This is a genomic window from Actinophytocola sp., assembly GCF_035762905.1.
Classification (GTDB): domain Bacteria; phylum Actinomycetota; class Actinomycetes; order Mycobacteriales; family Pseudonocardiaceae; genus DASYTH01.
Genome location: NZ_DASUCC010000025.1, coordinates 25,529 through 51,254, shown reverse-complemented (window position 1 = coordinate 51,254; position 25,726 = coordinate 25,529). Strand labels below are relative to the sequence as shown.

Sequence of the window (25,726 nt, the reverse complement as noted above, 5' to 3'; positions counted from 1 at the left end):
GTCCTGGCTGCCGTCGTTGGAGGCGCCGACGAGGATGTCATTGCCGGCGCTGCCGGAGATGGTGTCGATGCCCAGCCCGCCGGTGAGGGTGTCGGCGCCGGTGCCGCCGGTGAGGGTGTCGTTGCCGTCGCCGCCGTTGATGGTGTCGTCGAAGTCCGAGCCGGTGATCGTGTCGTTTCCACCGTTGCCGTTGATGGTCTTGGCGGGGTTGGTGCCGCCGCAGTCGATCGTGTCGTTGCCGGGGCTTCCGGTCACGACCGTGTCGGTCTGGGTCACGCCGGGACCCACGACGCAGTTGACCGCGGCGGACGCGGTCAGCGGGGCCAGTGCCCACATGAGGGGGACCGCAAGGGTTGCGGCCATGGTGACGACGATCCCCCGGCGGATCTGTTGATGGTGAATCCTCACGATGTCTCCTTTGGAGTCGCACCGAATCCTCGGAAAGTCCGACGGGGTGCGTCCACTACGGAGCAGACCACGGCAGGCGCGGTGCTGACGATGGTCAACCCTGTCTCGATCGAGACGGATCGGCACTCGACATCGTGGTTTAGACCGGCCGCGCGTCGGGGTAGGACCAACCAGACATCCGTTCGGACCCGATGACGGTGGCGATGGGATGGTCGGTCTCGGCGTAGTGCTCGGCGGCGTGGTCGTTGGGCGAGCCTTCCGCGCAGCCGACGTGACCACAACTGGCACAGATCCGCAGGATCACGCCGTCGACGCCACCGGCCAGGCACTCCTCGCAGCAAGCGAGGTCTACCCCCGCGACCGGGTGGTTCCTCGATTCGCCCATGTGCACCAGCTCCCGCCCTCCCGTTGAGCATGGGACCGGGTGGGACACCGGACAATGGCCAATGCCGTATCGATCGATGCGCTAGCTGGGCGCGGTCCGCGCGAGCTGATGGGCGATCTGGATCAGCGCTTTGAGCACCGGGGAGTTGTCGCCGGCCCGCCAGGCCAGCCCGACGTCGAGCATGGGGGTCGGCTCGACGAAGGGGCGGTAGACGACGCCTGGCACGCGCAGCTGACCGGCGGTGCTGGCGGTGACGATGGTGACGCCGGCGGCGGCCAGCACGCCGCGCACCATGCCCTCCTGGCTGACCTCCTCGGTGACCACGTTCGGGCGGTGGCCGTTGCGGCCGAACACCGAGGCGATGATGGTGTCCCAGGAACCGGGCGACCAGTGCCGGGCGAACCACACCAGCGGCTCGGCGGCGACCTGCTCGGCGGTGACCGCGGCCAGCGTGGCCAGGCGGTTGCGCTCGGCCGCGGCGACCACCAGCGGCTCGGAGGCGACCCGCAGCCAGGCCAGATCGTCGAAGTCGCCCAGCGGCATCCAGAAGAACGCGGCGTCGATGACCCCCTCCCGCAACTGCACCCGGCACGCCTCGTCGTACTGCGTCGACAGGGTCAGCTCAACACGGGGACACTCGGCCCGGAACCGATCCACCACGACCGCCGGCGCGCCACGATCGGACCCGTTGGCATAGGCCAGCCGAAGCCGACCCTCCTTACCACAGCCCGCCTGACGCACCAGCACGATGGCGTCATCAGCCCGGTCGAGGATGCCCCGGGCCAAACCCACCAGCAGACGGCCCGGCTCGGTCAACCGCACCCGACGACTGGTGCGGTCGAAGACCTCAACCCCCAACTCGTGCTCCAGCCGCCTGATCTGCTGACTCAACGCCGGCTGAGCGATGTGCTCCCGCTCCGCCGCCCGCCCGAAATGCAGCTCCTCAGCCACCGTCAGGAAGTAGCGCAACTGGCGTAACTCCACGGGCTCCTCCCTCGTCCCACAAAGGCACCCACACCGGCACGAACCGCTCTCGGCACGGTGCAGACGGCAGGGCGGGGGCAGCGGCGGGGCACGACTCCCGCCGGCCGGTCCGGCCGGACGAGGGTCGTGCCAATCCAGCTCTGGTGCTAAATGGGAAGCAGGGCGCTGACGGCACCGACAATGCCGAACACGGTACCGGTGACGATGCCGATGACAGAGTCGATCAGACCACCGAAGATGACGATTCCCATGACGAGGTTCTCCTTTACTGCTAGGTCCTCCAAGGGTCTGGTGCTCTAAATGGGGAGCAGGGGCAGGATGACCGCGCTGGCGGCGCTGGTGATGGCCACCACGGCGCCGTTGACGATGCCGAGGACGGAGTCGATCAGACCGCCGATGATGACGATTCCCATGAGACGCTCCTTCGTAGTGGGTGGAACATTATTGTGCGTTGTGCGGACGAGTGTGCTCTCCCTGGCACGGTGGTCAGCCGGGCATGGCGGTCAACGTTTCAGCACGCGTTGTCGATGCCATCGCGAGGCGCGGTGTCGTTGGTTGCCAGGCACCTGATTGCAGGGCACCGCGCGGCGGCGCCGAACAGTACCGGACGATGGTGCGGGTAGGCCGCATGCCGGCTTCTTCCTGGCACACCATGAGGAATGACCGCACCGGGTGTGGTTCGCCAAACGGAGGAGAACGTGGACTACCATTGTTCGAAGCCACTGTGGAAGCTCTCATCTACGCAAAAAAAAAAAAAGAACCTCGGCTCGTGATCTGTGTTTGCTAACATCGCGCACACAGGTCACGCCACCGGGGTCCAGGGCAACACCGTGCAGCCTACCCCGCAGAAGGGATAACAGATACCCCAGTCCCCCGTATGGGGGGGTACCTCCTGGTCCGCCCGAGGAGCTAAGGATGCACCCGATGTGCATCCCTATCAGGTTCGATGTACTGCTAGTCAGCCCACCGATCCTGCCAATCGGCGTGGCTGATGAAACACAGACTGCGATAGCAGAACATCAAATGACCAGTTGGTGAACTGCCGGCCCTCGTCTATTGGCCGCCACGCGGAGACCCGCACCGAACGTCCAACAGCGGCGACGCCCACTAATGTCGGCGAGTAGGGGCACCCTGCCTAACGCCAGCGGTCGCGGGCGACGGCCCGGATGATCGCCGAGACGAGTCCGGTGATCGAGGTTCTATCGACCTCGGGTGTTGTCAGGTCATCCGTCCGGGCCACGGCCGATGCGCGGAGCGCGTGGGCCAGGTCGGAGTGGGGGTCGAACAAGGTGTGCATCCCGGTGATGGACAGGGGCAGCAGGACCGGGCGGGTGGGCGCGACCAGGCGCCGCCATGCGCGCGAGCCTGTACCGGGCGCTGCGCCAGGCGATGTCGGCCGTTGCCATCCTGTGGACCGACTGTGACCACGAGGATCGCGGAGACGTGGCGTGGGTGGCGTACCAGTGGGCAGCATTGATGGGTCCGGCGTGGTGACGGCTCGATGGTTTCGGAGGCTGGGGTTCACCGCGGTTGCGGGCCGCGCAGCACGGGCTCGAAGCACATCGCGCCGCGCTTCGCCCGCGGCGCCCGGGTGAATCCACAGCAACGAGAGATCGGGGTTGGCCAAGCTGTGCGATCAGGTCGGTTAGTAAAGCGAACCCGACGGTGATGGCGGTGTTGCCACGAGGTCGCGCGGCGATGTTGACCAAGGGCTGTGGCGTGGACGCCGGGCTGGCGACGGCGATCGGCAGGACGTGTTGACGCGCGCCCGGTGCTTTGCCGCGCCCAACCACGACCGTGCGCCGAGCCGGTATCGAGCCGACTGAACCGGTGAGCCCATCCCCCGCACCTTGCCCCAATTCACGGGCAATCGTCACGCTCGACACTCCCTTCCTACGAGCGGGTCACGCGGTGTCCAGTGATAGTGACGAGATGTGGCGGTTTCGTGGCAGGCCGGAAGTCAGCTATGTTGATCGAGTCGCAGGTAGGTGTTGGCGAAGACGCGGATGGCTTGGGCGAACACTGCGTGGTCGTCCGGTCGTGGTTTGGCGATTCGTTGCAGGGCGAATCCGTCCAGGATGGCGACGAGGTGTCTCGGTGCTCAGCCCCTGCGCGACCTGGGCAGCGGTGGCGCAGCCGGGCAGCGTCTGTGAGCGACGCGCCGTTGGTGCTGGCCATGACGAACCCGGCCGAGAACGCGTCACCGCATCCGGTTGTGTCGACGACGTCGATCTTGAAGGCCGGCACCTCGATGACCTCGTCAGCGGTCACGACGATGGCGCCCTTGCGGCCTTGCGTCACGGCGACGCATCCGACTCCTGCTTCGATGAGGGCGCGAGATCCCGTCACCAGGTCCTCGGCCCCGGTTAACCCGAGTACCTGCTCGTCGTTGGGCAGCAGGTAGTCGGTGTGTGGCAGGGCGCCGGCGATCCACTGCAGCATTCCCGGGTCGCCGGGGGCGAGCATGTCGACCGAAGTGGACAGTCCGGCCGCCTTGGCCCTGGGCGCCGCACTGTGCTGCCGGCGCCCGGTCCGTAGCCACAGAACAAGAATCCATTGCCTGCCGCGCCCGGAATCGGTGTCAGGATGGGCGTACCGTCATGCACAGGGTTCGTCGCGGGCCGGCCACCTGGTGCCGGCTGCTCGCTTGTGATCAACGAATCGGCCGAGCATCAGCCGATCGCGACCTTGAGAGGCTCGAGCGGCCGCGCCCTGCCAGGCAAGCTGGCCAGTCAGAAGGAGCTCGATCATGAAGATCACCGTCTTCGGCGCCAACGGTGCCACCGGCCGGTTGCTGACCAAACAGGCGCTGGCCGCCGGTCACACCGTCACCGCCGTGACCCGCCGACCAGCCGACTTTCCGATCACGCACGAACGCCTGCGCGTCGTGGCGGCCGACGTACACCACGCCCCCGCCGTCGACCACGCCATCGAGGATGCCGACGTGGTGCTGTCCACGCTGGGCGTGCCATTCACCCGCAAACCGATCACCGTCTACAGCGACGGCATCCGCACCATCACCACCGCAATGTCCCGGCACGGCATCAAAAGGGTGGTCGCGGTCAGCTCCAGCGCCACCGAGCCACACCATCACGCCGACGGCGGCTTCCTACTCAACCGGGTCCTGCAGCCCATGGTCACCGCGACGATCGGCAAGACCACCTACGCCGACATGCGGCGCATGGAACGACACCTGCGCGACAGCGACCTGGACTGGACCATCATGCGCTCCTCCGGCCTGTTCGACGCGCCCGCCGTGACCAGCTACGCACTACACGAGAACCAAGCGCCGGGCATCTTCACCAGCCGCGCCGACCTCGCGGCGAGCCTGCTCGAACAGATCTCCGACACCCGTTTCCTCCGCAAGACCGTCGCCGTCACCACCACCGAGGGCACCCCAACGCTGTTCCAACTGATGCGCCGCGAAGCCTTCAAGAAAGGCTGACCGCCACATGGCCATGGCCGGACTACGCTCGGACCGGAATCTCATCGAAACTCTCCGATAGTTACGGTCTGCGCGGACGAGGGAGCTACCGGCGTGGTCGAGACGCACGACATCGTTCGCCCGCCTGCTGGGCTCAGTGCGGCCCTCGGGGCCATCGGCAGCGCAACGGCCAGCGCCGAGCTCAGCCGCATGGGCATCCGCAGCGCGTTCATCCAAGGCCCGGTTTCGGTGACCCCCGGCGTGCGCGTGGCCGGCCCGGCGCTGACGCTGCAGTTCCTGCCGAAGCGGGAGGACCTTCACCCCGTAGCCGAGTACGACGAGCCGGAGAAGCAGCTGCACCGGCACGTCATGTACCACGCCCAGCCCGGCGACATGATCGTCGTCGACGCGCGCGGTGACATGAGCAGCGGCGTGTTCGGCGAGATGATGCTGACCTACTTCAAGGGCCGCGGCGGCGCCGGCGTGGTGATCGACGGGTGCCTGCGCGACATCGGCGAGGCCAAGCAGCTCGGTCTCGGGCTGTGGATCCGGGGCGCCACGCCGAACTTCCACGCCCAGACCAACATCGTCCCGACCGCCGTCAACGTGCCGGTGGCGTGCGGTGGCACGCTCGTCGAGCCGGGCGACATCGTCGTCGCCGACGACGACGGGGCGGTCGTGGTGCCGATCAAGCTTGCACCCACCCTGCTGGCCGTCGCTCAGGAGCATGCGGAATGGGAGGAGTTCTCCCGGATCCGGCTGGCCGAGGGCGGCGACATGCGGCTGTACTACCCGCTGTCGGACGAGGCCCGGCCCGAGTACGAGCGGTGGCGCGCCGAGCAGGGCCCGGCCTGACGGGCGCTCTCAGCTCCGCAGCCGGTCGTGGCTCGACTCCCCGTCCCAATGCGTCGTCTCGGCGAAGAACACCGGATGAGCGTGATCGTCGCGGTCCAGCGGCACGGTGCACATGAGCACGACCGGGTTGGCGCTGCTGGGAGGTGCGGGCCGGAGGTCGCAGCATCCCCGAGGCGCTCGCCGCGGCCGTCGGGCCGACCGGATACGTACTGGCGACACCCCCGTCATCGAGAGGTTGATCTACCGGTTGGGGTAGTTCGGCCGGGCTTGGCGGAACGGCGCCGCTTGTCCCGGGCGTAAACGATTGCGGGTTTGCCGTCGCCGGGGCTGCGGCGGTCCAGTTCGAACAGCGTTGTCGCCGCGAGCAGGTCGCTGAGCTTGGCGTATCCGTAGCTGCGGGAGTCGAAGTCGGGCTGCTGGTTGGTGATGATGTGACCCACCGAGCCCAGCGGCGCCCAACCGTCCTCGTCCGAGGCCCCTTCGATCGCGTTGCGCAGCTGGTTGAGCAACGCGCTGTCCCGCTTGAGTTGCGCGGCCGATACAGCCGGCTTCGACCTCGGTGTCTCGTCCGGCGCGGCGACCGGATCCTCTGGGTAGGTGAGGTTCTCCACGTAGATGAACTTGTCGCAGGCCGCGACGAACGGCTTGGGCGTCTTGCGTTCGCCGAACCCATACACCGTCAGGCCGGACTCGCGCAGCCGCGCCGCCAGCCGGGTGAAGTCGCTGTCGCTCGAGACGATGCAGAACCCGTCGAACCGATCCGAGTACAACAGATCCATCGCGTCGATCACCATCGCCGCGTCCGTGGCGTTCTTGCCGCTGGTGTAGGCGAACTGTTGGATCGGCTGGATCGACTGGGCCAGCAGCTGATCCTTCCAGCCCCGCAGGCTCGTGCCGGTCCAGTCCCCATAGGCACGCTTGACATGCGCGGTGCCGTACTTGGCCACCTCGGCCAGCAGTCCCTCGGTGATCGACGGCTGGGCATTGTCCGCATCGATGAGAACCGCCAGCCTCGCGGCGTTTTCACTGACCATGCCTACCCCTCCCGTCCACCGCCCGCGCAGTGTATGACTGTGCACACCGGACGCGCTGCTCAGCCTCGCGGTGCCGGTGCGGGGTGAGGCTGGTCCGAGGGCGTTTGGGCCGTGGTGCGCCACCAGCGGCGCGACGCCAACGCGGCCAGCACGGCGCCGGCGGCGTTGACCAGTACGTCGTCCACCGAGGACACTCGGTCCAGTCGCAGAACGTACTGTGCGGTTTCGACCAGGACCGAGCAGCCCGCGGCGAGCGCCAGGATCCGCGGCACGGAGGCCAGCGCCGCGAACCGTATCGGGCCGAAGAACCCCAGCGCCGCGAAGACCAGCAGGTTGCCGGCGATCCCGACTGGGCCCATCACGAGCAGGTCCCGCAGCGGTACCAGGCTCACCCGGCCGGGGACGGTGCCGGCCCCGGAACCCGGCATCATGATCATCCACAGGAACGGCACCGTCCCGTAGACCATGCCCACCTCGGCCAGCGACATCCGCCACGCCGATGTGCCGCCCGCGGCACGCCGGCGGCGGGCCAGCGCCCACACCACCAGGGCGGCCAACGGCAGCGTGACCAACGTGATGAACACCACGCCGTTGAACGTGTCGAAGCAGCCGTGCCACCGCCCGGCCATGCACGTCGAAGCGGACATCATGAGCGGCCGCCGCACGACGAACACGGCGCTCGCGACGCCGAGGATCGCCAGGCCGAGGAGCACGATCCGGCGCGTGCGGCGGGGCGGTGTCGACCGGGACACGTCGTGGTTCATGCCTCCATTGCAGACGCAGGGCTGTTGCGGCACCGTATGCGTTTTCGATACGCCCGCAGTCGGCGGCGGGCGACCCTTCCGAACCCAGCTTCCGGGAGCCAGCGGACCACCGATGAGCACGCCGACCCAGGTGACAACGTGCACCGCGGCGACCAGCACCGAGAGCCGGCCAACCAGGCGGGAAGAGCCTTATCGCGCAAGGACAACACCGCGCGATCCGGGAGCCCGCACGGCCAGGTTGAGCACGGTCCAGGCGATTCCGGTCAGGGCGGTGGGCTGGTCGCGGGGCGGCTGAGGCGGGAGGGCCACCAGACGTGGCGTCCGATGTCGACGGTGAGGGCGGGCACCAGGAGGGAGCGGACGACGAGAGTGTCGAGGATGACACCGAAGGCGACGATGAAGGCGAGTTGGGCGAGGAACAGGATGGGCAGGACGGCGAGGGCGGCGAAGGTGGCGGCGAGGACGAGGCCGGCGGAGGTGATGACGCCGCCGGTGATGGTCAGGCCGCGCAGGGTGCCTTCGCGGGTGCCGTGGGTCTTCGCCTCCTCACGGACGCGGGTCATCAGGAAGATGTTGTAGTCGATGCCCAGGGCGACCAGGAAGACGAAGCCGAACAACGGCACGACCGGGTCGGCGCCCGGGAAGCCGAGGATGTGGTTGAACACCAGCGCGGACACGCCGAGGGTGGCGGCGTAGGACAGCACGACGGTCGCGACGAGCAGCACCGGGGCGAGCAGCGCGCGCAGCAGCAGTGCCAGCACGGCGAACACGACCAGCAGCACGATCGGGATGATCACGGTCCGGTCGCGTTCGGAGGTGGTCTGGGTGTCGAGCAGGATCGCGGTCGGGCCGCCGACCTTGGCCGACGCGTCCGGTACGGCGTGCACGGCGGTGCGGATGCGGGCCACGGTCGCGGTCGCGGCAGCGGAGTCGGCGGGGTCGGTGAGCACGGCGTCCACCCGGGACAGACCGTCGACCTGGCGGGGTGAACCGTCGGCCGCCACCGTGACCCGGGTCTCGGCGACCCCGTCGACCCGGGCCGCCGCTGCGACCTCGTCGATCCGGTCGGCCTGCGCGATGATCACGGTGGGCGTGCCCGCGCCGGACGGGAAGTGCCGGGACAGGACCTGCTGCCCGGCGACCGAGTCCACCGGGGTGAGGAAGATGTCGGACTGGGCGGTGCCGGATGCGCGCAACTGCGGTACGAACGCGGCCGCACCCAGCAGCACCAGCGCGGTCACCAGCCACACCACCCGCGGCCGCGCCGAGATCACGCGCGCGACCCGGGCCCAGATTCCGGTGCCGTGCGGGTCGTTCGTGCCGGGCCGGGGACGCTGCGGCCAGAACGCCGACCGGCCGAGCAGCGCGAGCACCGCGGGCAGGAACGTGGTCGAGGCGAGCAGGGCGGCGGCGATGCCGATCGCGGCGACCGGCCCGAGCGACTTGTTGGAGTTGAGGTCGCTGAACAGCAGGCACAGCACGGCCAGGATCACCGTGCCGGCTGACGCGGCGATCGGCTCGATGGTGGCCCGCCAAGCGGTGCGCATCGCGGCCAGCCGGTCGTCCGTCGTGCGCAACTCCTCCCGGTAGCGGGACACCAGCAGCAGCGCGTAGTCGGTGGCGGCCCCGACCACGAGGATGAACAGGATGCCCTGGCTCTGCCCGTTGAGGTCGATCACGCCGCGGTCGGCCAGCAGGTAGATGGCCAGGCTCGCCAGTCCCAACGCGAACGCCGCGGACGCCATCACCACCACCGGCAGCACCGGGCTGCGGTAGACCAGCACCAGGATCAACGCGACCACCGAACCGGCCACCACCAGCAGCAACCCGTCGATGCCGCCGAAGGCCTCGGACAGGTCGGCCACCTGCGCCGCCGGCCCGGTCACCAGCACGGTCAACCCGTCCGGCCGGCCCTCGGCGAGCACCTCGCGGATGTCCGTGACCGCCTCCGACACCTCGGTCCGATCGTCGATCGGCACGATCAGCCCCAACGCCGCGCCGTCCTCGGAGGCAACCGGAGGGATCGGCTGCCCCGCCGTGATCCGGGTGGCCCGGTCAGCGAGGTAACGCCGGTCATCGTCGGTGAGCCCGCCCGGCCGTTCCGCCACGACGATCGCCGGCACGGTCCGCTCGGTGTCGAACCGCCGCTGCAGGGCGGCGACCTCGGTGGCCTCGGCCGACTCCGGCAGGAACGCCGCGCTGTCGTTGACCGCGACCTCGCTCAGCTTGCCGGCGAACGGCCCGCCGATCCCGCCGAGCACCAGCCAGGCGACCGCGACCAGGGCGGGAAGCAGCCAGTGCGCCCGCCGGCGGAACACCGTCGAACTGGGCACGGCCACCTCCACGATAGATAATTCTACAATCGCATATTTCTATCATCGAAACAAATGGTGTGGTAAGGATGGCCGGTGGCACAGGACCAGGATCAGGGCTCGGATGCCGAACTGGCACAGCTGCTCCGGCAGCTCGTCGTCGAAACCGACCGGTTCGCCGAGATGTTCGGCGCGGCGCACGGCATGCACCGCACCGACCTCAACGCACTCACCGTGATCATGGACGCCGCGCGGCGCGGCGCCCCCATGTCACCGAGCCAGCTCGCCGCCGCGCTGCACCTGAGCGCCTCGGCCACCACCGCCGTGCTGGACCGGCTCGAAGCTGCCGGACACCTGCACCGCGACCGCGACCCCACCGACCGGCGCCGGGTCGAACTGGTGATGGCCGACCACGCCATGCAACTCGGCCAGCGCTTCTTCACCCCGCTCGGCGCCGAACTCGCCGAGGCGTGGGCGACGCTCACCGCCCGGGAACGCCGTACCATCGCCCGATTCCTCGCGGCGAGCATCGACGCCACGGTGCGGGTGCGCACCCGGCTCGTCCAGCCGCGACCGTGACCGGCTCGCCAGCGACCGTGCCGCGAGGCTGGCATGGTTGACGCCATGGAGCTGTTTCCCTCGATGCCGCTGGCAGCGTGGCAGGACACCAAAGCCACCCTGCACCGCTACGTCCAGGTGGTCGGCAAGATCCGGCTCGCCGCCAGCAGCCGGCGCAACCACTGGTGGAACGTGCCGTTTCACCTCACCGGGCGAGGGATCACCACCCGTCCCATGGGGTTGGTTGACGGCAACCAGATCTTCACCATCGACTTCGACTTCGTCGACCACCAACTGATCGCCAGCACCACCGACGGCACGGCGATGTCCTTCCCGCTTTACGGCCAGTCGGTGGCCTCGTTCTACCGCGACCTCCTCGCTGCCCTGGACGCGTTGCGCGTCCGGGTGACGATCGCGAATGCCAGACCGTTCGACCTACCGGACGCGAACCGACCGTTTCGCGACGACACCGAGCACAGCGCCTACGACCCCGCCATGGTCACCCGCTACTGGCAGGTGCTCTCCCAGGTGAACCTGGTGCTCGAGGAGTTCGCGGCGCGGTTCTCCGGCAAAGCCAGCCCCGTGCACCACTTCTGGCACACCTTCGACATCGCGCACACCCGCTTCTCCGAGCGCCACGTCGACCAGCCCGCGCAGGCCGACCCGGTGACCCGGGAGGCCTACTCCCGGGAGGTGATCAGCTTCGGCTTCTGGTTCGGCGACGACGCCTTTCCCGAGCCCGCCTTCTACTCCTACACCGCCCCCGAGCCGCCCGGCCTGACCGGCGAACCACTCCACCCCGCCGGCGCGGAATGGATCACGCAGCGCGACAGCCACCTGGCCGTACTCCACTACGAACGAGCCCGCGCCGAGCCCGACCCACGCGGCGCAGTCCTCGCCTTCTACGAAAGCGCCTACCAGGCCGGCGCGCGACACGCCGACTGGGACATCGCGCGGCTCGCCTGTCCCGGCGGGATCACCGACCCCCAGCCGTCATCACCCACTCCGCCGTAGCCGATGGTTGGCGACAGGACTGCCGGAGTGCGCGGGTGGTCCGGCGAGGTCCGGCTACTGCTGCAGGCGACGGCGGCGGCCACGGTCGCGTGGGTGATCGCCAAGGAGATCGACCCGTTCTTCGCGCCGGTCGCCGCCGTGGTCGCGCTCAGCTTTCGCCCGCGGCGAGCGCGGCCTGAGCGCGGTGCGGCTGCTCGCCGGTGTGTGCATCGGGATAATCGCCGGTGAGCTCATGGTCAGCATTCTCGGCGGCGGCTACCCGAATATGGCGCCGGCCATCTTCATCGCGGTGCTTGCCGCGTTCTCGCTGGGGCCCACCGAACCAGGACATGGTCGAACCTCCTGCGGTGATCATCGATACCCTTGTGATCGCAACCGTTCGAACGCATCGCTGCTCGTGGCGGCGTTTCACACTCTCTAGGCGTTTGCTCGGCGGAGGCGTTCGGGTGCCTGTGCGCGGACGGCGTCAGAGGACACCGGTGGATCGGCGTGCAGTGCTTCCCATCGGAGGTCGTGCGCTGCCGGCCACAGGCTGGCCGCCCATGCGATCTCCTGTTCCTCCGCGGTGAACCGGCGCCCCCGAAGGTCCTGATAAGCGGCCAGGAACGCCGCGGAACTCTCGATCGGCGGCAATGTGGCCGGCCCGGTCTTGGGGAACACTGCACTCGCCGCTCCCACCAGTGCCGCCTCTGGCTGCCATGCCAGGCTGTCCCAGTCATGCACGGCCCACACCTGGCTGTCGTGCCAGCGCAGGTTCTGCGCTTCGAAGTCGGCGTGGCCCAGCACGCATGGCAGGTCGGCGGCCAGCATCCGCGCGCGGGTCCGCTCGGCCACCTCGACGACGTAGGCCGGCACCACGCTCTGGTCCCGTTCGTCAAGGAACCCGATCGCTGGCCATACCCCGGAATCGGTGTGGTCCCAACGTACCCAGCGCGGATTCGGCAGCGGCGGCGCGACGGTCACATGGACCAGTTCGCCCATCAGCCGGGCGAACACCTCCGCGTAGCGCACGGCGATCTCCGGCGAATCGCCCTGCAGCAGCTCACCGCCCGGCCGGTACTCCTCAGCGTGCACGGCCAGCGCACCGACACCGACCGCTGGCGTGAGCGGCTGGGCACACGGAAACCCCCGCTGCGCCAACCGGGCCTGCGCGGCAACACACGACGTGGCCCGGCCGTCGTCCTCCCGGGCCTTCACCACGACGTCGCGGCCGCCGGCCAACCGCAGCCCGAACACCGCCGATATCGACCGCACCTCGAACAGCACGCCGACCGGCCCGTCTCCCAACTGGTTCACACACCAGGTCGGCAGCCAGTCCGGCAGATCTTCCAATGGCACGATGACGACTGTGCCATATGTGCCGGAGACGATCTGGACGTGCCAACGACAAGGCCCAGGCACGAGATCACAAGCGCCGCAAGGTCATTCCTGCTGTCAAGCACCGTTCGTGGCGCGAGCGAGAAGCCGCGCCGCCACCGACCGGGAGGGGCGCCAGTCGTCGAATGAGAAAGCCGATGCTGGGAACGGTGGGTACACGGTGCGCAGGCGTACGCCTCGATCAGGTCACGGACCAGCCAGCGCAGGCTGGACTGACGCCGGCCGGATTCGCAGGCATGGGACGAACTGGTCGAGGCCGCCGTCGACCAGCCGAACCCACGTCATCGACTGCGCGGTATCGTGCTGTCCGTTGAGGACGGACGCTGGTTGACGCGGTAACCGCCTGGCGGGCCGAGCACTTGCCGCGGTTCGGCGAGGAGCAGGGCGAGGCGCGCTGTCTGCAGCACCTGCGCCTGCGCGCTGGCATCTGATACTGGCGAGGATGTAGGCGGCACCCGGGTGGCGGGATCGTCGGATACCTATGGCGGTCGGTGGTGTGGCTGGATTATCGGGGCTTCGGTTGTGCCTGGCCAGAGTGTCGGGTGAGCAGGGTTCGTATCAGCAGTGCGGTGGCGGTGGCGGTCAGTGCGAGCCCGAGGGTGATGATCGCGATGGTGAGGTGGCCGAGGTCTGGCTGGAATCGCAGGATGTGTCGCAGGTCCAGGTCGAACGCGTGCGGCAGCCACCACCCGAGTCCCACGGCGGACATCAGGCCGGCCATGGCACCGGTGGTGGCGCCGAGCACGGTGGGCCAGCTGCGGCGGGATCTCGCGGGGCGTAGGAGTCGGTGTGCCGTCACGGCGAGCCCGACCGCCAGGATCAGGATGACGGCGCCGAGGGCGAGCAGTGGGAGGGTGGCCGATGGGGGCGTCGGCGGGTCGGGCTCGCCGCCCAGGGCCAGGGTGAGCGCGCCGAAACCGGCCGCGTTGAGCGCGGCGTCGTGCAGAAACGACCAGGCGTTCTGCTGGACGGCCACGGCCCAGCCGCGGTCCGGAGCGGTGATCACGAGGGTGTGGTAGCCGGTGACGGCGCCGGCGTGCCACACGATCCGCGTGCCCACCGCGTTCAGGGTGCCGATCCGCCAGCCCGGCCCGTAGTGCCCGCCGGCCGCGACGGGCCCGGGCCGGTGCAGCTGCGCGATGGCGCGCTGCGAGAGCACCGCCGTGCCGCGGTAACGGCCGGCGTTGGTGTGCAGGATGGCCAGGTGGGCCAGGTCGGTGACGCTGCCGGCCAGATATCCGTAGGGGACGCCGGAGGTGTCGAACGTTTTCGGTGCCCGGCGTACCGAGCCGAAGTAGTACTCGTGGCCGGGCGGCATCCGTTCGGCCTTGTGCGCGTCGGTGATGGTGTCGGCCATGTCCAGCGGCGCGAACAATTCCCGGTGCAGGAAGTCGGCAAAGGACAGTCCGGTGACCTGTTCGGCCAGGGCGGCGAGAATCATCGCGTTGGCCGGGCTGTACTGGTGGAGCTGTCCGGGTTGGGCGGTGGGGTGCGCCGAGGCGAGGTCGCCGACCCAGCGGCGGATGCCGCCGGGTGCGTTGTCGTCGCGGTCGGAACGGGCGTAGCCGTCGCGGGGTGAGATCCCGCTGGTCTGCTCCAGCAGGTGCCGCACGGTGATCTTCCCCGCCGTGTCCGGCTCGGCCAGCCGCAGCCAGGGCAGCTGCCTGACGACGGGGTCGTCCAGCCGCACCCGCCCGGTATCGACCAGCCGCATGATCGCCGTGGCGGTGACCGGTTTGGACACCGAGCCGAACCCCATCGGGGTCCGTGGGGTCATCGGCCGGCCCCACCCGTCGACCCCCCACGCCCCGGAGCGCACCACCCGATCCCGATGCACCAGCGCATAGGCCAGGCCAGGAACCTCGTTGGCGCGCATCCGCCCGGTCAGGAACGCCTCGATACGCGTCGCATCCGGCTCGGCGGGCTGCGCCGCGACGACCGGCATGCTGGACAGAACGAGCACGCTCGCGCACCACCGCAGCCACCCCATCCTCAGCACCCCCACCACCGTTACAGTATATTCATATTGGTTCTAATATGGACGTATTGTCAACGCTCGAGCGAACGGTGGCGGGATGGCCCGGGAGGAATACCACGCGCTGCGCCGCCGGCAGGTCGCCGAGGCAGTCGAGCGGCTGGTCGCCGCGCACGGTCTCGACGGCGTGACGGTGGCCAAGACCGCCGCCGAAGCCGGTGTCTCGGTCGGCCTGGTGCAGCACTACTTCGCCAGCAAAGACGACCTACTGCGCTACGCCTACACCCAACTCACCGAACGCACGCTGGCCCGCGCGATCGAGCAGGCCGAGGAACTGGACCGGCACCGCAGCCGCATCCAGCAGGCCCTTGCGCACGCCTTGGCCGAACGCCTCCCCCTGGATGAACCACGACGCGCCGAGTGGCGAGTCGCCTTCGCCTTCGCCACCCGCGCGGTGGACAACCCGAACCTCGCCGCAGTGCGCAACCACACCGAAGCCCAGATCCGGGCCCGCCTCGCTCAGGCCATCAGCAACGGCAAGAAATGCGGGGAAGTCCGCAACCACACCGACCCCGACACGCAGGCGAGCCGGCTGCTCGCCCACCTCGACGGGCTGGCCCTGCACACCTACCTCGACCCCACCGCCCTGCCCGCCTCGGCCGCACTGGCCGCCCTGCACGACTACCTCAGCGGGATCTTCCCCGGCCGCTGTCGCGCCCACGACTGACCAGCTGGCCGCCCGAACTGGGAACTCGCCGGGGAAAGGTCAGGGGGTGAGGGCACGGCGGAGGGTGGCAAGGCGGTCGGTGGCCATGCGTCGGGTGATGGCGGCGCCGATGACGATGGTGGAGCCGTGGAAGGTGGCGGGGTACAGGTGCATTTCGGTGGGGACGCCGGATTGGACCAGGCGTTGGCCGTAACAGAGTGCCTCGTCGCGCAGCGGGTCGAATTCGCAGGCGATGACGCAGGCCGGGGGGAGGTCGGACAGGTCCTCGGCGCGGGCGGGGGCGGCGTAGGGAGAGACTCGGGGGGCGCCGGGAGAAGTGGTGGCGTCCAGGTAGTGGTGCCAGGACAGGTCCGCGTTGCGCCGGTTGAGCATGGGGGTGTCCAGGTACTGGCGCATCGATGGGGTAGCCATGCGGTCGTCGAGCATGGGGGTTTCCAGGTATTGGAAGCACAGTGGGGGGCCGGTGCGGTCCCGGGCGAGCAGAGCCAGGGCCGCGGCCAGGCCGCCGCCGGCGCTGCTGCCGGCGACGGCGATCCGGGTGGGGTCGACCTGCAGGGCGGGGGCCGAGTCGGACAGCCAGGTGAGCGCGGCGTAGCAGTCCTCGACACCGGCGGGGAAGGGATCTTCCGGGGCCAGGCGGTAGCCGACCGAGACCACCACGGCGCACAGTTCGGCGGCGAAGTAGGTGGCCGAGGCGTGCACGGACTCCAGGTCGCCGGTGACGAAGCCGCCGCCGTGCAGGTAGAGCATGGCCGGCAACGGGTCGGTGACGCCGGCCGGGGTGTAGACCCGCACCGGGACCGGCGGTGCTCCGGCCGGTCCGGCGACGGTCAACTGGCGCGACTCGACCGGACGGTCCGGCCGGAAGGCGGGCCACTGGCGCACCTGGCGGCGCAGCAGGTCCCGGGCCGCCGCCACGTCGGCGTACGACAGGTCGGGCAGCACCGGCAGCCACCGGGCCAGCTCGGGGTCGATGCGGTGTCTCATCGTCCGGCCAGGTCGGTCAGGACGGACCCGATCAGCTGCACGCCGGGCGGCTCAAGGAACGAGTAGTGGTCACCGGGCACCCGCTGCCCGCGCACCGGCCGGCCGAGCGCGCCGGTCCAGTAGTCGGTGTCGTCCGGCCCGCTGGTCGGGGTGACGACGACGACGTCGGTGTCCAGCGGCCGGGGGGTGTACCCGGCGATCAACCGGTAGTGCGCCCGGTAGACCTGAAATCTGCGTTCGATCTCCGCGCGCGCCGACGCCTGGTCCCGCTCGCCGGTGATCAACCGATCGGCCAGCCAGGCCAGCTGCTCGACGGCGGTGTGCGTGGCCGGGTCCGGCGGCTGCCCGGTGTCCGGCCCGAGCAGCCGCGCGGCATCGGTGACGTAGGCACCGGCCAGCTCCGCCTCGGCCGTCGGCACCGTGTCGTGCACGAGGGTTGGTGCGTCCAGCAATGCGACGAACGAGACCTCGGCGCCCAGCCGCTCGGCGACCCGCAGCGCCACCAGCCCGCCGAGGGACCACCCGCCGAGCCGGTACGGCCCGTCCGGCTGCACCGACCTGATCAGATCGGCGTAGCCGTCCACCATCTCGGCCAGCGAGCTGACCGCCTGCGATCCCGGTCGCAGGCCCGCGGCCTCGATGCCCCACACCTGGTAGACACCGGCCAACTCCCGGGCCAGCGCCGCGTACCCGTGCACCGTCCCGCCGATCGCATGGATCAGGAACAGCGGTGGCCCGCCGGTCCCGGTGGACAGCCGGACCAGCGGACCGGACGGCGCCGGCTCGGCCCGCGGCGCGGCGGTGACCGGCTCGACCTCCCCGCCGGGATCGTCGAGACCGCTGTCGGCCAGCCCGTGCACCTCGCGGAGCACCACGGCGAGTTGGGCCGGCGTCGGCGCCAGGAAGATCGCGGTCAGGTCGGTGTCCACCTGGAACTCCTCGCGCAGCCGGGCGATCAGCTGCATGGCCTGCAGCGAGTTGCCGCCGAGCTCGAAGAAGCTGTCGTCCACGCCGATCCGGTCGTGGCCGAGCAGCGCGCCGAACGTGTCCACGACGAGCGCCTCGACCACGGTGCTCGGCGGGTTGGACACCTCGCCATCGGCCGCCGCGGCCGGCTCCGGCAGCCGCGACCGGTCTACCTTTCCGTTGGCGTTGAGCGGAAACGAGTCGAGCACCAGCAGGTGTGCCGGGATCATGAAGTGCGGCAGCTTACCGGCAAGGTGCGCCCGCAGATCGGCGCGGGGCGGGGCCGGATCGGCCTTGACGTAGCCGACCAGCTCCTTGTTCCCGTTCTGCTCCCGGACCACGACCACCGCCTGGCGCACCGCCGGATGCTGGGCCAGTACCGTCTCGATCTCGCCGAGCTCGATCCGCAGGCCGCGGATCTTGACCTGGTCGTCGAGCCGGCCGAGGTACTGCAGGTTGCCGTCGGACATCCGGCGGGCCAGGTCGCCGGTCTTGTACAGCCGGCCGTCCGGCGCGTCGCCGTACGAGTCGTCGACGAACCGCTGCGCGGTCAGCTCGGGCCGGTTCAGGTAGCCGCGGGCCACCCCGGCTCCCCCGATGTGCAGCTCGCCGGCCACCCCGACCGGCACCAGGTTGCCGTACCGGTCCAGCACGTGCGCGGTGTAGTTGGCCAGCGGCCGGCCGATCGGCAGCGGATCGGTCTCGGCTCCGGTGCACTCCAGCATGGTGGCCCCGACGGTCGTCTCGGTCGGCCCGTAGCCGTTGACGAACCGCAGGCCGGGCCGGACCCAGCGGCGCACAAGCGCCGAGGAGAGCGCCTCGCCGCCGGCGATCACCACGCGCAGGTCGGGGAAGTCCTCGTCGGCGATCAGTTCGAGCACCGCGGGCGGAAGGCACATGAACGTGATCCGCTCGCGCCGGATCAGCTCGGCCAGCCGCGGCGGCGACAGCAGCGTGTCCGTCCGGCCGAGCACCAGGGTCGCGCCGGAGACCAGTGCGCCGAAGATGTCCAGTACGGACACGTCGAAGTTGAGCGAGGCGAACTGCAGCACCCGATCGCCGTCGGCCAGCGACCAGTGCCCGATCTCGGCGAAGGCGAAGTTGACCGCCTGCCGGTGCTCGATCACCACCCCCTTGGGACGGCCGGTCGAGCCGGACGTGTAGATCACGTACGCCACGTTGGCCGCGGTGGCCACCGGAGCCGGGTTGGCCGAGCCGGCGTCGTCGTCGCCGATCTCCTCGATCCGCAGTGCGGTGGCGATGCCGGCCGGGACGGCGCCGGCGCTGTCCGCGTCGGTCACCACCACCGGCACATGCGCGTCCTCGAGCATGAAACCCAGCCGGTCGGCCGGATACTCCGGATCCAGCGGCAGATACCCGCCGCCGGACTTGAGAACCCCCAGCAGCGCGGCGATCCGCGGGATGCCGCGCCCCATGCACACGCCGACCAGGTTTTCCGGCCGCACGCCGAGTTCACGCAGCCGGTGTGCGACCTGGTTGGCCCGGACGTTGAGCTGGGCGTAGGTGAGCGCCGCGCCGTCCAGTTCCACCGCGACCGCGTCCGGGATGCGGGCCGCCTGCCGTTCGAACCACTCGTGCAGGCACCCCGGCGGCGCGGCCAACGAACTTCCGTTCCACACCGCGAGCTCCCGGACGCGGTCCGCATCGGACAGCAGCGGAAGCGCGGACAGGCGCTGGCGCGGATCGGCGACGATGCCCTCCAACAGCACCTGAAAATGCCGCAGCAGCCGGGCGATGGTGTCCGGGTCGAACAGCGCCGAGGCGTAGGACGCCACGATGCGCAGCCGGTCGGCCAGCGCGCTCGCCGTCAGCAGCAGGTCGAACTTGGCCGAGGTGTTGAACAGCTCCTCCTGCCCGACGGTGAGCCCGGCGGCCGCCAGCCCGGTCTCGTAGCCCTCGGCCACGTTGAAGCCGACCTGGAACACCGGGTGCCGGCTGGGATCGCGGTGCACGCCAAGCGCGTCGACCAGCCGGACGAACGGCAGATCCTGGTGTGCGTAGGCGCCAAGGGTCGCGGTGCCGACCCGGTCGAGCAGTTCGAGGAACGTCGGGTCGCCGGAGCAGTCCACCCGGATCGCCAGTGTGTTGACCAGGTAGCCGATCAGCGGGGTCAACTCGGTCCGGGTCCGGTTGGCGCTCACGGTGCCGACCACGAGGTCGTCCTGCCCGGTGTAGCGGTGCAGCAGGGTGTTGAACGCCGCCATCAGCGTGGCGAACAGCGTGGTCCCGCCGGTGCGGGCGATCGCCCGGAGCCCGTCGAGGACCGCGCGGTCCACCTCGGTGCTCTCCAACCCGCCCGCGTAGCTCTGCACGGGCGGCCGGGGCCGGTCGGTCGGCAGCGACAGGTTCGGTGCCCCACCAAGGGTTTTCGTCCAGTAGTCGACCAGCTCGTCGAGCACCCGGCCGTGCAGCCGGTTCCGTTCCCAGACCGCGTAGTCGGCGAACTGGACCTGCAGCTCGGGCAGTGTCGCCGCCCCGCCGGCCACCTTCGCCTCGTAGGCGGCGAGCAGGTCGCCGGTGAACACTCCGAACGACCAGCCGTCGAAGATGGTGTGGTGCACGGCGATCAGCAGCACATGCCGCTGCGCGGACAGGCAGGCCAGGTGCAGCCGGATCAGCGGTCCGCCGTCCACATCGAACGGCCGGCCCGCCTCCTGCTCGCGCAGCCTGTGCAGCCGCGTCTCGCGTTCGCTCTCGCCGTACGGCGCCAGGTCGTGGACCTCCAGGCGGGTTCCGCCGGGTGGCTCGTCGATCACCTGGTAGGGCCGGCCGTCCTTGGCCAGCAGCCGGGTGCGCAGCACCTCGTGCCGGGTGAACACCGCGTCGAGTGCCGCCCGCAGCGCGTCATGGTCCAGCGGGCCGGTGATGTGCAGCGCCCCGGTGATGTTGTAGGTGGGCAGCCCGGGAGCCAGCGCCTCGATGAACCACAGCTGTTCCTGGCCGTGGGACAGCGGAATCGGGTCCATGCCGGCCGGGCGCGGTCCGATCGGCGCGTTGGCGTTGTTCCGGCCGGACGACACGCGCGCGATCAGCGCCGAACGTTGAGTATCCGAAAGCATGGTCTGCCTCTCCTTAGCTGGCATAGGGTTTGTCCGGCATCGTGCGGATCGTGTAGGCCGGTGAGAACGGGATCCAGGCGATCGGCACCGCCAGCCCGGCAACGCCGATGATCAGCGCACCGCGCAGGCCGACCAGCTCGGCCAGCACGCCGCCGAGGAACGCGCCGAACGGGACCGTGCCGTACAGCAGCAGCCGGTAGCTGGCGTTCATCCGGCCGAGCAGCCGGTCCGGGGTGATGCACTGCCGCAGGGTGAGCGCGGTGATGTTGAAGACGGCCAGGTTCGCGCCGTGCACGGCCAGCGCGGCGGCCAACGCCACCAGCGCGGCCGGCCCGGAACCGTGCGGAACCAGCAGCAGGATCGGGGCGACGCAACCGATCAGTGTCGCGACCCGCAGCGCGCTGCCCACACCCAGCCGGGCGGCGACCCGTGCGGCGGCCAGCGCGCCGATCAGCGTGCCCACCGAACCGGCGGCGAGCACGAAGCCCAGTTGGGCCGGGCTCAATGCCAGCTCGCGCAGCGCGTAGACGCTGAACACCGTGATCACGATGTTCTGGAAGAAGTTGTACGTCGCCGACTGGGTGGCCAGGTTCTTCAGGGTGCGGTCACCGAACACCGCGCGCAGGCCCTCGTGGATCGACCGCGCGAGGCCGTCCTGCCCGCCGGCCGGCGGGCTCGGCTCGCGGTGGGTGATGAGGGCCAGCGGAACGGTCGCCCCCGCGAACACGGCCGCGCAGATCACCAGCGTGTTCGGCGCGGTGAGGACGCCGATCAGCAGCCCGGCCAGACCCGGCCCGGCGATCGCGGCCAGCGAGAAGCTGGTCTGCAGCCGGCTGTTGGCCTCGGTGAGCCGGCCGCGGTCCACCAGGCCGGGCAGGTACGAGGTCGAGCCGACGTCGAACACCACGGTGAGCACGCCGACCAGGAACGCGACGGCCAGCAGCAGCGGGACGGAAAGCACCCCGAGCAGCGCGGCCACCGGGACGACGCCGACCACCAGCGCGCGGGCCAGGTTGCCGGCGACAAGTACCGGCCAGCGCCTTCGCCGGTCGAACCACACCCCCACGAGCAACGACAGCACGATGAACGGCACGAACCGGGCGACGTTGAGCAGGCCCACCTCGAACGCGCTGGCGCCGAGCTCGACCACCGCGGTCAACAGCACGGCCAGCTCGGTGACCTGCGCGCCGAACAGGGAGATCGTCTCGGCGCCCCAGAACTTGGCGAAGTCCCGGTCGCGCAGCAGCGACCGGCCGGCGCGGTTGGCCGGGTCAGCCGGCATCGGTGCTCCCGGTGGGCAGTGCCGCGGCCAGGTCGGCCGCGGCACCCGGCGCGAACGCCTCGTGCAGCGCCCGGACGGCGTCCGTGACCGCCTCGGTGGGCAGGTGGCCGGTGATCCGGCCGGGCGCGCTGCTCACCAGCTCGGCGGGCATGCCACCGGCCGCCAGGATGTCCAGCAGCCGGCCGGCGATCCACGGCCGGTCGATGCTCGCCGGACCGACCAGGGTGACGCTGCCCAGGTCCTCGCGGATGCCCGGATCCAGATCCGCCGCGGCCAGGGCGGCGCCGACCGCGGCGGCGGACCCGTCCGCGGTGAACCGCAACCGGGGGCCGACCACGCTGGCCGCGGTCATGGTCAGGCCGTCCCGGTCCAGCGCCGCGGACACCTCGGCCGGCGACGCGTGCGTCAGCGTGTACACCGGATCCCGGGCGATGTGGGCGATCCCGCGCAGGTGCCCGGCACCGGCCGGCATCGCCCGGATCCAGGTGCCCGGCTCGGTGGTGAAGCTGGACCGGACGTGGATGTCGATCCCGTGCTCCACCGCGAGCTCCACGGCGCGCGGTTGCAGCACCCGGGCGCCGGCCCGAGCCAGCCGCAGCATCTCGTCGTGGCTGACCTGCGCGAGCATCCGGGCGTCCGGCACGACCCGCGGGTCGGCCGTGAACACCCCCGGCACGTCGGTGTAGATGTCGCACTCCCCCAGGCCAAGCGCGGCGGCCAGGGCGATGGCCGAGGCGTCGGAGCCGCCCCGGCCGAGCGTGGTGACGTCACCGGACTCCGACACCCCCTGGAAGCCGGTCACCAGCACCACCGCGCCGGCGTTCAGCTCCGCCTCGATCCGGTCCGGGGTGATCCGCAGCAGGCGGGCGCTGCCGTGCACACCGTCGGTCAGCATCCCGGCCTGCGCGCCGGTGAGCGAGACGGCCCGCTCGCCGAGGTCGCGCACGGCGATCGCGCCGAGCGCGCAGGACATCGCCTCGCCGGTGGACAGCAGCGCGTCCAGCTCCCGGGGTTCCGGCTCGGTGGACAGCTGCTGGGCCAGCCGCACCAGCCGGTCGGTCGTGCCGCCCATTGCCGACAGCACGGCGACCACCTGAGTTCCCTTGCGCAGCGCGGCAACCACGCGCGCGGCCATCCGGCGCAGCTTCTGCCAGTCGTCCACCGACGTGCCGCCGAACTTCCAGACCACCCGCCGGCCCGTGCCGGGTCGCCGCACACTCATGAGGCGCCCCGCGCCGCCGCCGGGACGGCCGCCGGTTGGCAGACCAGCCGGACCCAGTTGGCGAAGAACACCATGCTGTGGCTGCGCCACCGGTTCACCGGCCGGTCCAGCTCGACGCCCGCGGGCGGCCGCACGTTGGGCAGCCCCAGATCGACGTCGCGCCGGTACTCCTCGGCCAGCCGGCCGGCCGCGTACTCGGGGTGGCCGATGTGCATCAGCACCTTGTGGTCGGCGGACTCGGCGATGACCGTGCCGGCCCCGGCGGACCGGGCGATCACCCGCACCCGGCCGGCGGCCGCCAGACGGTCCACACAGGACTCGTCGAACCCGGCGTAGCGACTGTGCGCCGTCCAGAACCGGTCGTCGAGCCCGGTGGCCAGCGGGTGGTCGCGCACCAGCAGCTCGGTTTCGAACACCCCGGAAACCTTGTCCTCCCATACGGTGTGCGACATGTCGAGGAGCAGGTGCCCGACCGCGAGCGCGCCCCAGCACAGGCCGAGGACCGGAATCCCGCGCATGGCGGCGTAGCCGACGATCTCGGACAGCTCGGGCAGGAACCGGACCTCGTGGAACGGCAGGTGCTCGACGGCCGCACCGGTGACGACCAGCCCGTCCAGCGGGCCTTCGGCCAGCGCGGCGGCCAGGGGGCGGTAGCGCCGGTCGATCGACGCCCGGTCATCGAGCGCGTACCTGCGCTCATTCACCTTGAGCCACACCGGTTCCATCGGCGCGGCGAGGGCGAACTGAGGGAGCAGCATGGTTTCGAACTGCTCGGCCCTCGGCATCAGGTTCACGAAGCCGATCCGGGGCACCGCCGGCCGGCCGGCCACGGCCCTCATCGGACCGCCTCCGCCAGCTCGGCCTCGACCGTGTCGAGGGCGACGCCGATGATCGCCAGCGCGTCGGCGGTGACCTCGGCCGTGACGTTCAGCGGCGGCAGCAGCCGGACCACGCAGTCCTCCCGACCGCCGAGTTCCAGGATCAGGCCACGGCGCAGCGCCGCCCGCTGCACCCGCCGGGCCACCTCCCCGGCGCCGGCCCCGGCGTGTCCGGCCAGCTCGATGCCCAGCATCAGGCCGCGGCCCCGGACGTCGGCGATCAGCGGGCTGGCCTGCTGCATGCCGATCAGTCCGGTGAGCAGCTGATCCCCCCGGTCCCGCACGTTGGCCAGCAGGTTGTCCCGGTGCAGCACGGTGAGGTAGGCGTTGCCGCTGGCGAAGGCCAGGTTGTTGCCGCGGAAGGTGCCGATGTGGCTGCCCGGCGCCCAGGTGTCCAGATGGTCCCGGTACAGGATGATCGACACCGGTAGGCCCAGCCCGGACAGGCCCTTCGACGCGACGATCACGTCCGGCTCGATGCCGTACGGCTCGAACGCGAACCAGGTGCCGGTTCGGCCGCAGCCGGTCTGCACCTCGTCGATGATCAGCGGGATGTCGTGCTCTGCGGCGATATCGGCGATCCGGTGGACGAACTTGGCCGGCGCCGGGATCGACCCGCCCTCGCCCTGGACCAGCTCCATGATGATCGCGGCGGGTTTGCTCACCCCGCCGTGGGTGTCGGCGAGCGTGTTGGCCAGCACCCGCGCGCAGTTCACCGAGCAGGTGTCCGGCGTCAGCCCGACCGGGCACCGGTGGCAGTAGCCGAACGGGGTGAAATGAACTCCGGGCAACAGGTTGTGCAGGCCGTCCTTGGGCGCGGTCTCCGACGTCAGGGACAGCGCGCCCTGGGTGGAGCCGTGGTAGGAACCCTGGAAGGCGACCACCCCGCCGCGGCCGGTCGCCTTCTTGCAGAGCTTCACGGCGGCCTCCACGCCGTCGGCCCCGGTCGGCCCACAGAAGTGGATCTTCATGCGGTCCCGCAGGCCCGGCGGGAGCATGCCGAGCTGCCGCCGGGCGAACTCCGCGCGCACCGGCGTCGGGAAGTCGAGGCCGTGGGTGATCAGCCCAAGCTGGTCCCGAACCGCCGCGACCAGCTCCGGATGGTTGTGCCCGAGGGCGAGTACGCCGGCGCCGGACAGGAAGTCGATGTAGGTGCGACCGTCCACATCGGTCACCACGCTGCCGGTCGCCTCGGCGATGGCGATCGGCAGCCGGCGCGGGTAGGTGCGCGCGTTCGACTCGATCTCGGCCTGGATGTCCAGCAGCGACTGGGCGTTGCGATCGGGCACGGACAGGTCGGGCTGGGTGGCCGGCACCGCAGTCATGGCTGGTCCGCCTCTCCGGAATTTACCGTGGTGGTCACGTTGGGTCGGCACCGTCGATTTCGGCGTGTGCCGGTGGCTGGGTCGCGTTCCGTTCCCCTTGGGTGCGGTTGGCGGCCACCCGGCTCGAACAGGCTCCGCGCCCAGCGGCGGCTTGGCGTTGACACAAGGG

The 25,726-nt window shown here is 70.4% G+C and carries 22 protein-coding genes; 6 read left to right on the top strand and 16 right to left on the bottom strand.

The window, feature by feature from the left end; all coding sequences use genetic code 11:
• From VFV67_RS03505 to VFV67_RS03495, 3 genes are all read right to left on the bottom strand, one after another.
• Positions 1-408 (bottom strand): calcium-binding protein (locus VFV67_RS03505; RefSeq protein ID WP_414636161.1); only part of this gene is annotated, 408 nt, incomplete at its 3' end.
• Between the two features lie 139 nt (positions 409-547).
• The gene (locus VFV67_RS03500; protein ID WP_326467126.1) at positions 548-793 is read right to left on the bottom strand and encodes a UBP-type zinc finger domain-containing protein; all 246 of its coding nucleotides are present in this window, start codon (positions 791-793) and stop codon (positions 548-550) included.
• Between the two features lie 81 nt (positions 794-874).
• Complete coding sequence (locus VFV67_RS03495) at positions 875-1,777, bottom strand: LysR family transcriptional regulator (protein ID WP_326467125.1); 903 nt, start codon at positions 1,775-1,777, stop codon at positions 875-877.
• 1,353 nt (positions 1,778-3,130) lie between these two features.
• On the opposite strand from VFV67_RS03495, the gene VFV67_RS03490 reads away from it, so the two are divergent.
• Entirely contained in the window at positions 3,131-3,271 is a 141-nt protein-coding gene (locus tag VFV67_RS03490; RefSeq protein ID WP_326467124.1) for a hypothetical protein, read from the top strand.
• A gap of 399 nt (positions 3,272-3,670) precedes the next feature.
• Here VFV67_RS03490 and VFV67_RS03485 read toward each other — a convergent pair whose 3' ends face one another.
• On the bottom strand, positions 3,671-4,219 hold the full coding sequence (locus tag VFV67_RS03485) for a carbohydrate kinase family protein (protein WP_326467123.1): 549 nt from the start codon (positions 4,217-4,219) through the stop codon (positions 3,671-3,673).
• 307 nt (positions 4,220-4,526) lie between these two features.
• Here VFV67_RS03485 and VFV67_RS03480 point away from each other — a divergent pair, with 307 nt between their 5' ends.
• Both VFV67_RS03480 and VFV67_RS03475 read left to right on the top strand, forming a co-directional pair.
• A complete protein-coding gene (locus VFV67_RS03480) occupies positions 4,527-5,222 on the top strand; it encodes an SDR family oxidoreductase (protein WP_326467122.1) in 696 nt (231 codons plus the stop codon).
• Positions 5,223-5,315: 93 nt separating this feature from the next.
• The gene (locus VFV67_RS03475; RefSeq protein ID WP_326467121.1) at positions 5,316-6,056 is read left to right on the top strand and encodes a ribonuclease activity regulator RraA; all 741 of its coding nucleotides are present in this window, start codon (positions 5,316-5,318) and stop codon (positions 6,054-6,056) included.
• A 224-nt stretch (positions 6,057-6,280) separates the two neighbouring features.
• Here VFV67_RS03475 and VFV67_RS03470 read toward each other — a convergent pair whose 3' ends face one another.
• The 3 genes from VFV67_RS03470 to VFV67_RS03460 all read right to left on the bottom strand — a co-directional run bounded on the left by VFV67_RS03470 (position 6,281) and on the right by VFV67_RS03460 (position 10,199).
• On the bottom strand, positions 6,281-7,090 hold the full coding sequence (locus VFV67_RS03470) for an NYN domain-containing protein (protein ID WP_414636162.1): 810 nt from the start codon (positions 7,088-7,090) through the stop codon (positions 6,281-6,283).
• Positions 7,091-7,149: 59 nt separating this feature from the next.
• Complete coding sequence (locus VFV67_RS03465; protein WP_326467118.1) at positions 7,150-7,854, bottom strand: VanZ family protein; 705 nt, start codon at positions 7,852-7,854, stop codon at positions 7,150-7,152.
• Between the two features lie 263 nt (positions 7,855-8,117).
• Entirely contained in the window at positions 8,118-10,199 is a 2,082-nt protein-coding gene (locus VFV67_RS03460; protein WP_326467117.1) for an MMPL family transporter, read from the bottom strand.
• A gap of 63 nt (positions 10,200-10,262) precedes the next feature.
• Between VFV67_RS03460 and VFV67_RS03455 the strand changes: the two genes are divergently transcribed.
• Both VFV67_RS03455 and VFV67_RS03450 read left to right on the top strand, forming a co-directional pair.
• Entirely contained in the window at positions 10,263-10,745 is a 483-nt protein-coding gene (locus VFV67_RS03455; RefSeq protein WP_326467116.1) for a MarR family transcriptional regulator, read from the top strand.
• A 33-nt stretch (positions 10,746-10,778) separates the two neighbouring features.
• Positions 10,779-11,738 (top strand): DUF5996 family protein, encoded by a 960-nt coding sequence (locus tag VFV67_RS03450; protein ID WP_326467114.1) that lies wholly within the window; start codon positions 10,779-10,781, stop codon positions 11,736-11,738.
• Between the two features lie 148 nt (positions 11,739-11,886).
• On the opposite strand, the gene VFV67_RS03445 is transcribed toward VFV67_RS03450, so the two are convergent.
• From VFV67_RS03445 to VFV67_RS03435, 3 genes are all read right to left on the bottom strand, one after another.
• Positions 11,887-12,093 (bottom strand): hypothetical protein, encoded by a 207-nt coding sequence (locus VFV67_RS03445; RefSeq protein WP_326467113.1) that lies wholly within the window; start codon positions 12,091-12,093, stop codon positions 11,887-11,889.
• 62 nt (positions 12,094-12,155) lie between these two features.
• On the bottom strand, positions 12,156-13,076 hold the full coding sequence (locus VFV67_RS03440; RefSeq protein ID WP_326467112.1) for a hypothetical protein: 921 nt from the start codon (positions 13,074-13,076) through the stop codon (positions 12,156-12,158).
• Between the two features lie 544 nt (positions 13,077-13,620).
• Positions 13,621-15,105 carry a serine hydrolase domain-containing protein gene (locus VFV67_RS03435; protein WP_326467111.1) on the bottom strand — a complete coding sequence of 495 codons (1,485 nt, stop codon included), beginning with the start codon at positions 15,103-15,105 and terminating at the stop codon, positions 13,621-13,623.
• Positions 15,106-15,190: 85 nt separating this feature from the next.
• On the opposite strand from VFV67_RS03435, the gene VFV67_RS03430 reads away from it, so the two are divergent.
• Entirely contained in the window at positions 15,191-15,817 is a 627-nt protein-coding gene (locus tag VFV67_RS03430) for a TetR/AcrR family transcriptional regulator (RefSeq protein ID WP_326467110.1), read from the top strand.
• Positions 15,818-15,856: 39 nt separating this feature from the next.
• On the opposite strand, the gene VFV67_RS03425 is transcribed toward VFV67_RS03430, so the two are convergent.
• From VFV67_RS03425 to VFV67_RS03400, 6 genes are read right to left on the bottom strand one after another with little or no spacing between them, the layout of a single operon-like run.
• Positions 15,857-16,804, bottom strand: a complete 948-nt coding sequence (locus VFV67_RS03425) for an alpha/beta hydrolase (protein WP_326467108.1) — start codon at positions 16,802-16,804, stop codon at positions 15,857-15,859.
• Positions 16,801-20,850, bottom strand: coding sequence for an amino acid adenylation domain-containing protein (locus VFV67_RS03420; RefSeq protein WP_326467106.1), 4,050 nt, complete (start codon positions 20,848-20,850; stop codon positions 16,801-16,803). The genes VFV67_RS03425 and VFV67_RS03420 overlap by 4 nt, the downstream gene beginning before the upstream one ends.
• 13 nt (positions 20,851-20,863) lie before the next feature.
• The gene (locus VFV67_RS03415; RefSeq protein ID WP_326467104.1) at positions 20,864-22,132 is read right to left on the bottom strand and encodes an MFS transporter; all 1,269 of its coding nucleotides are present in this window, start codon (positions 22,130-22,132) and stop codon (positions 20,864-20,866) included.
• Entirely contained in the window at positions 22,122-23,354 is a 1,233-nt protein-coding gene (locus VFV67_RS03410) for an aspartate kinase (RefSeq protein ID WP_326467103.1), read from the bottom strand. Before VFV67_RS03410 ends, VFV67_RS03415 begins: the two co-directional genes overlap by 11 nt.
• Positions 23,351-24,193, bottom strand: coding sequence for a homoserine O-acetyltransferase/O-succinyltransferase family protein (locus VFV67_RS03405; RefSeq protein WP_326467102.1), 843 nt, complete (start codon positions 24,191-24,193; stop codon positions 23,351-23,353). Before VFV67_RS03405 ends, VFV67_RS03410 begins: the two co-directional genes overlap by 4 nt.
• A complete protein-coding gene (locus VFV67_RS03400; RefSeq protein WP_326467101.1) occupies positions 24,190-25,557 on the bottom strand; it encodes a diaminobutyrate--2-oxoglutarate transaminase family protein in 1,368 nt (455 codons plus the stop codon). The genes VFV67_RS03405 and VFV67_RS03400 overlap by 4 nt, the downstream gene beginning before the upstream one ends.
• Positions 25,558-25,726 lie beyond the last annotated feature (169 nt).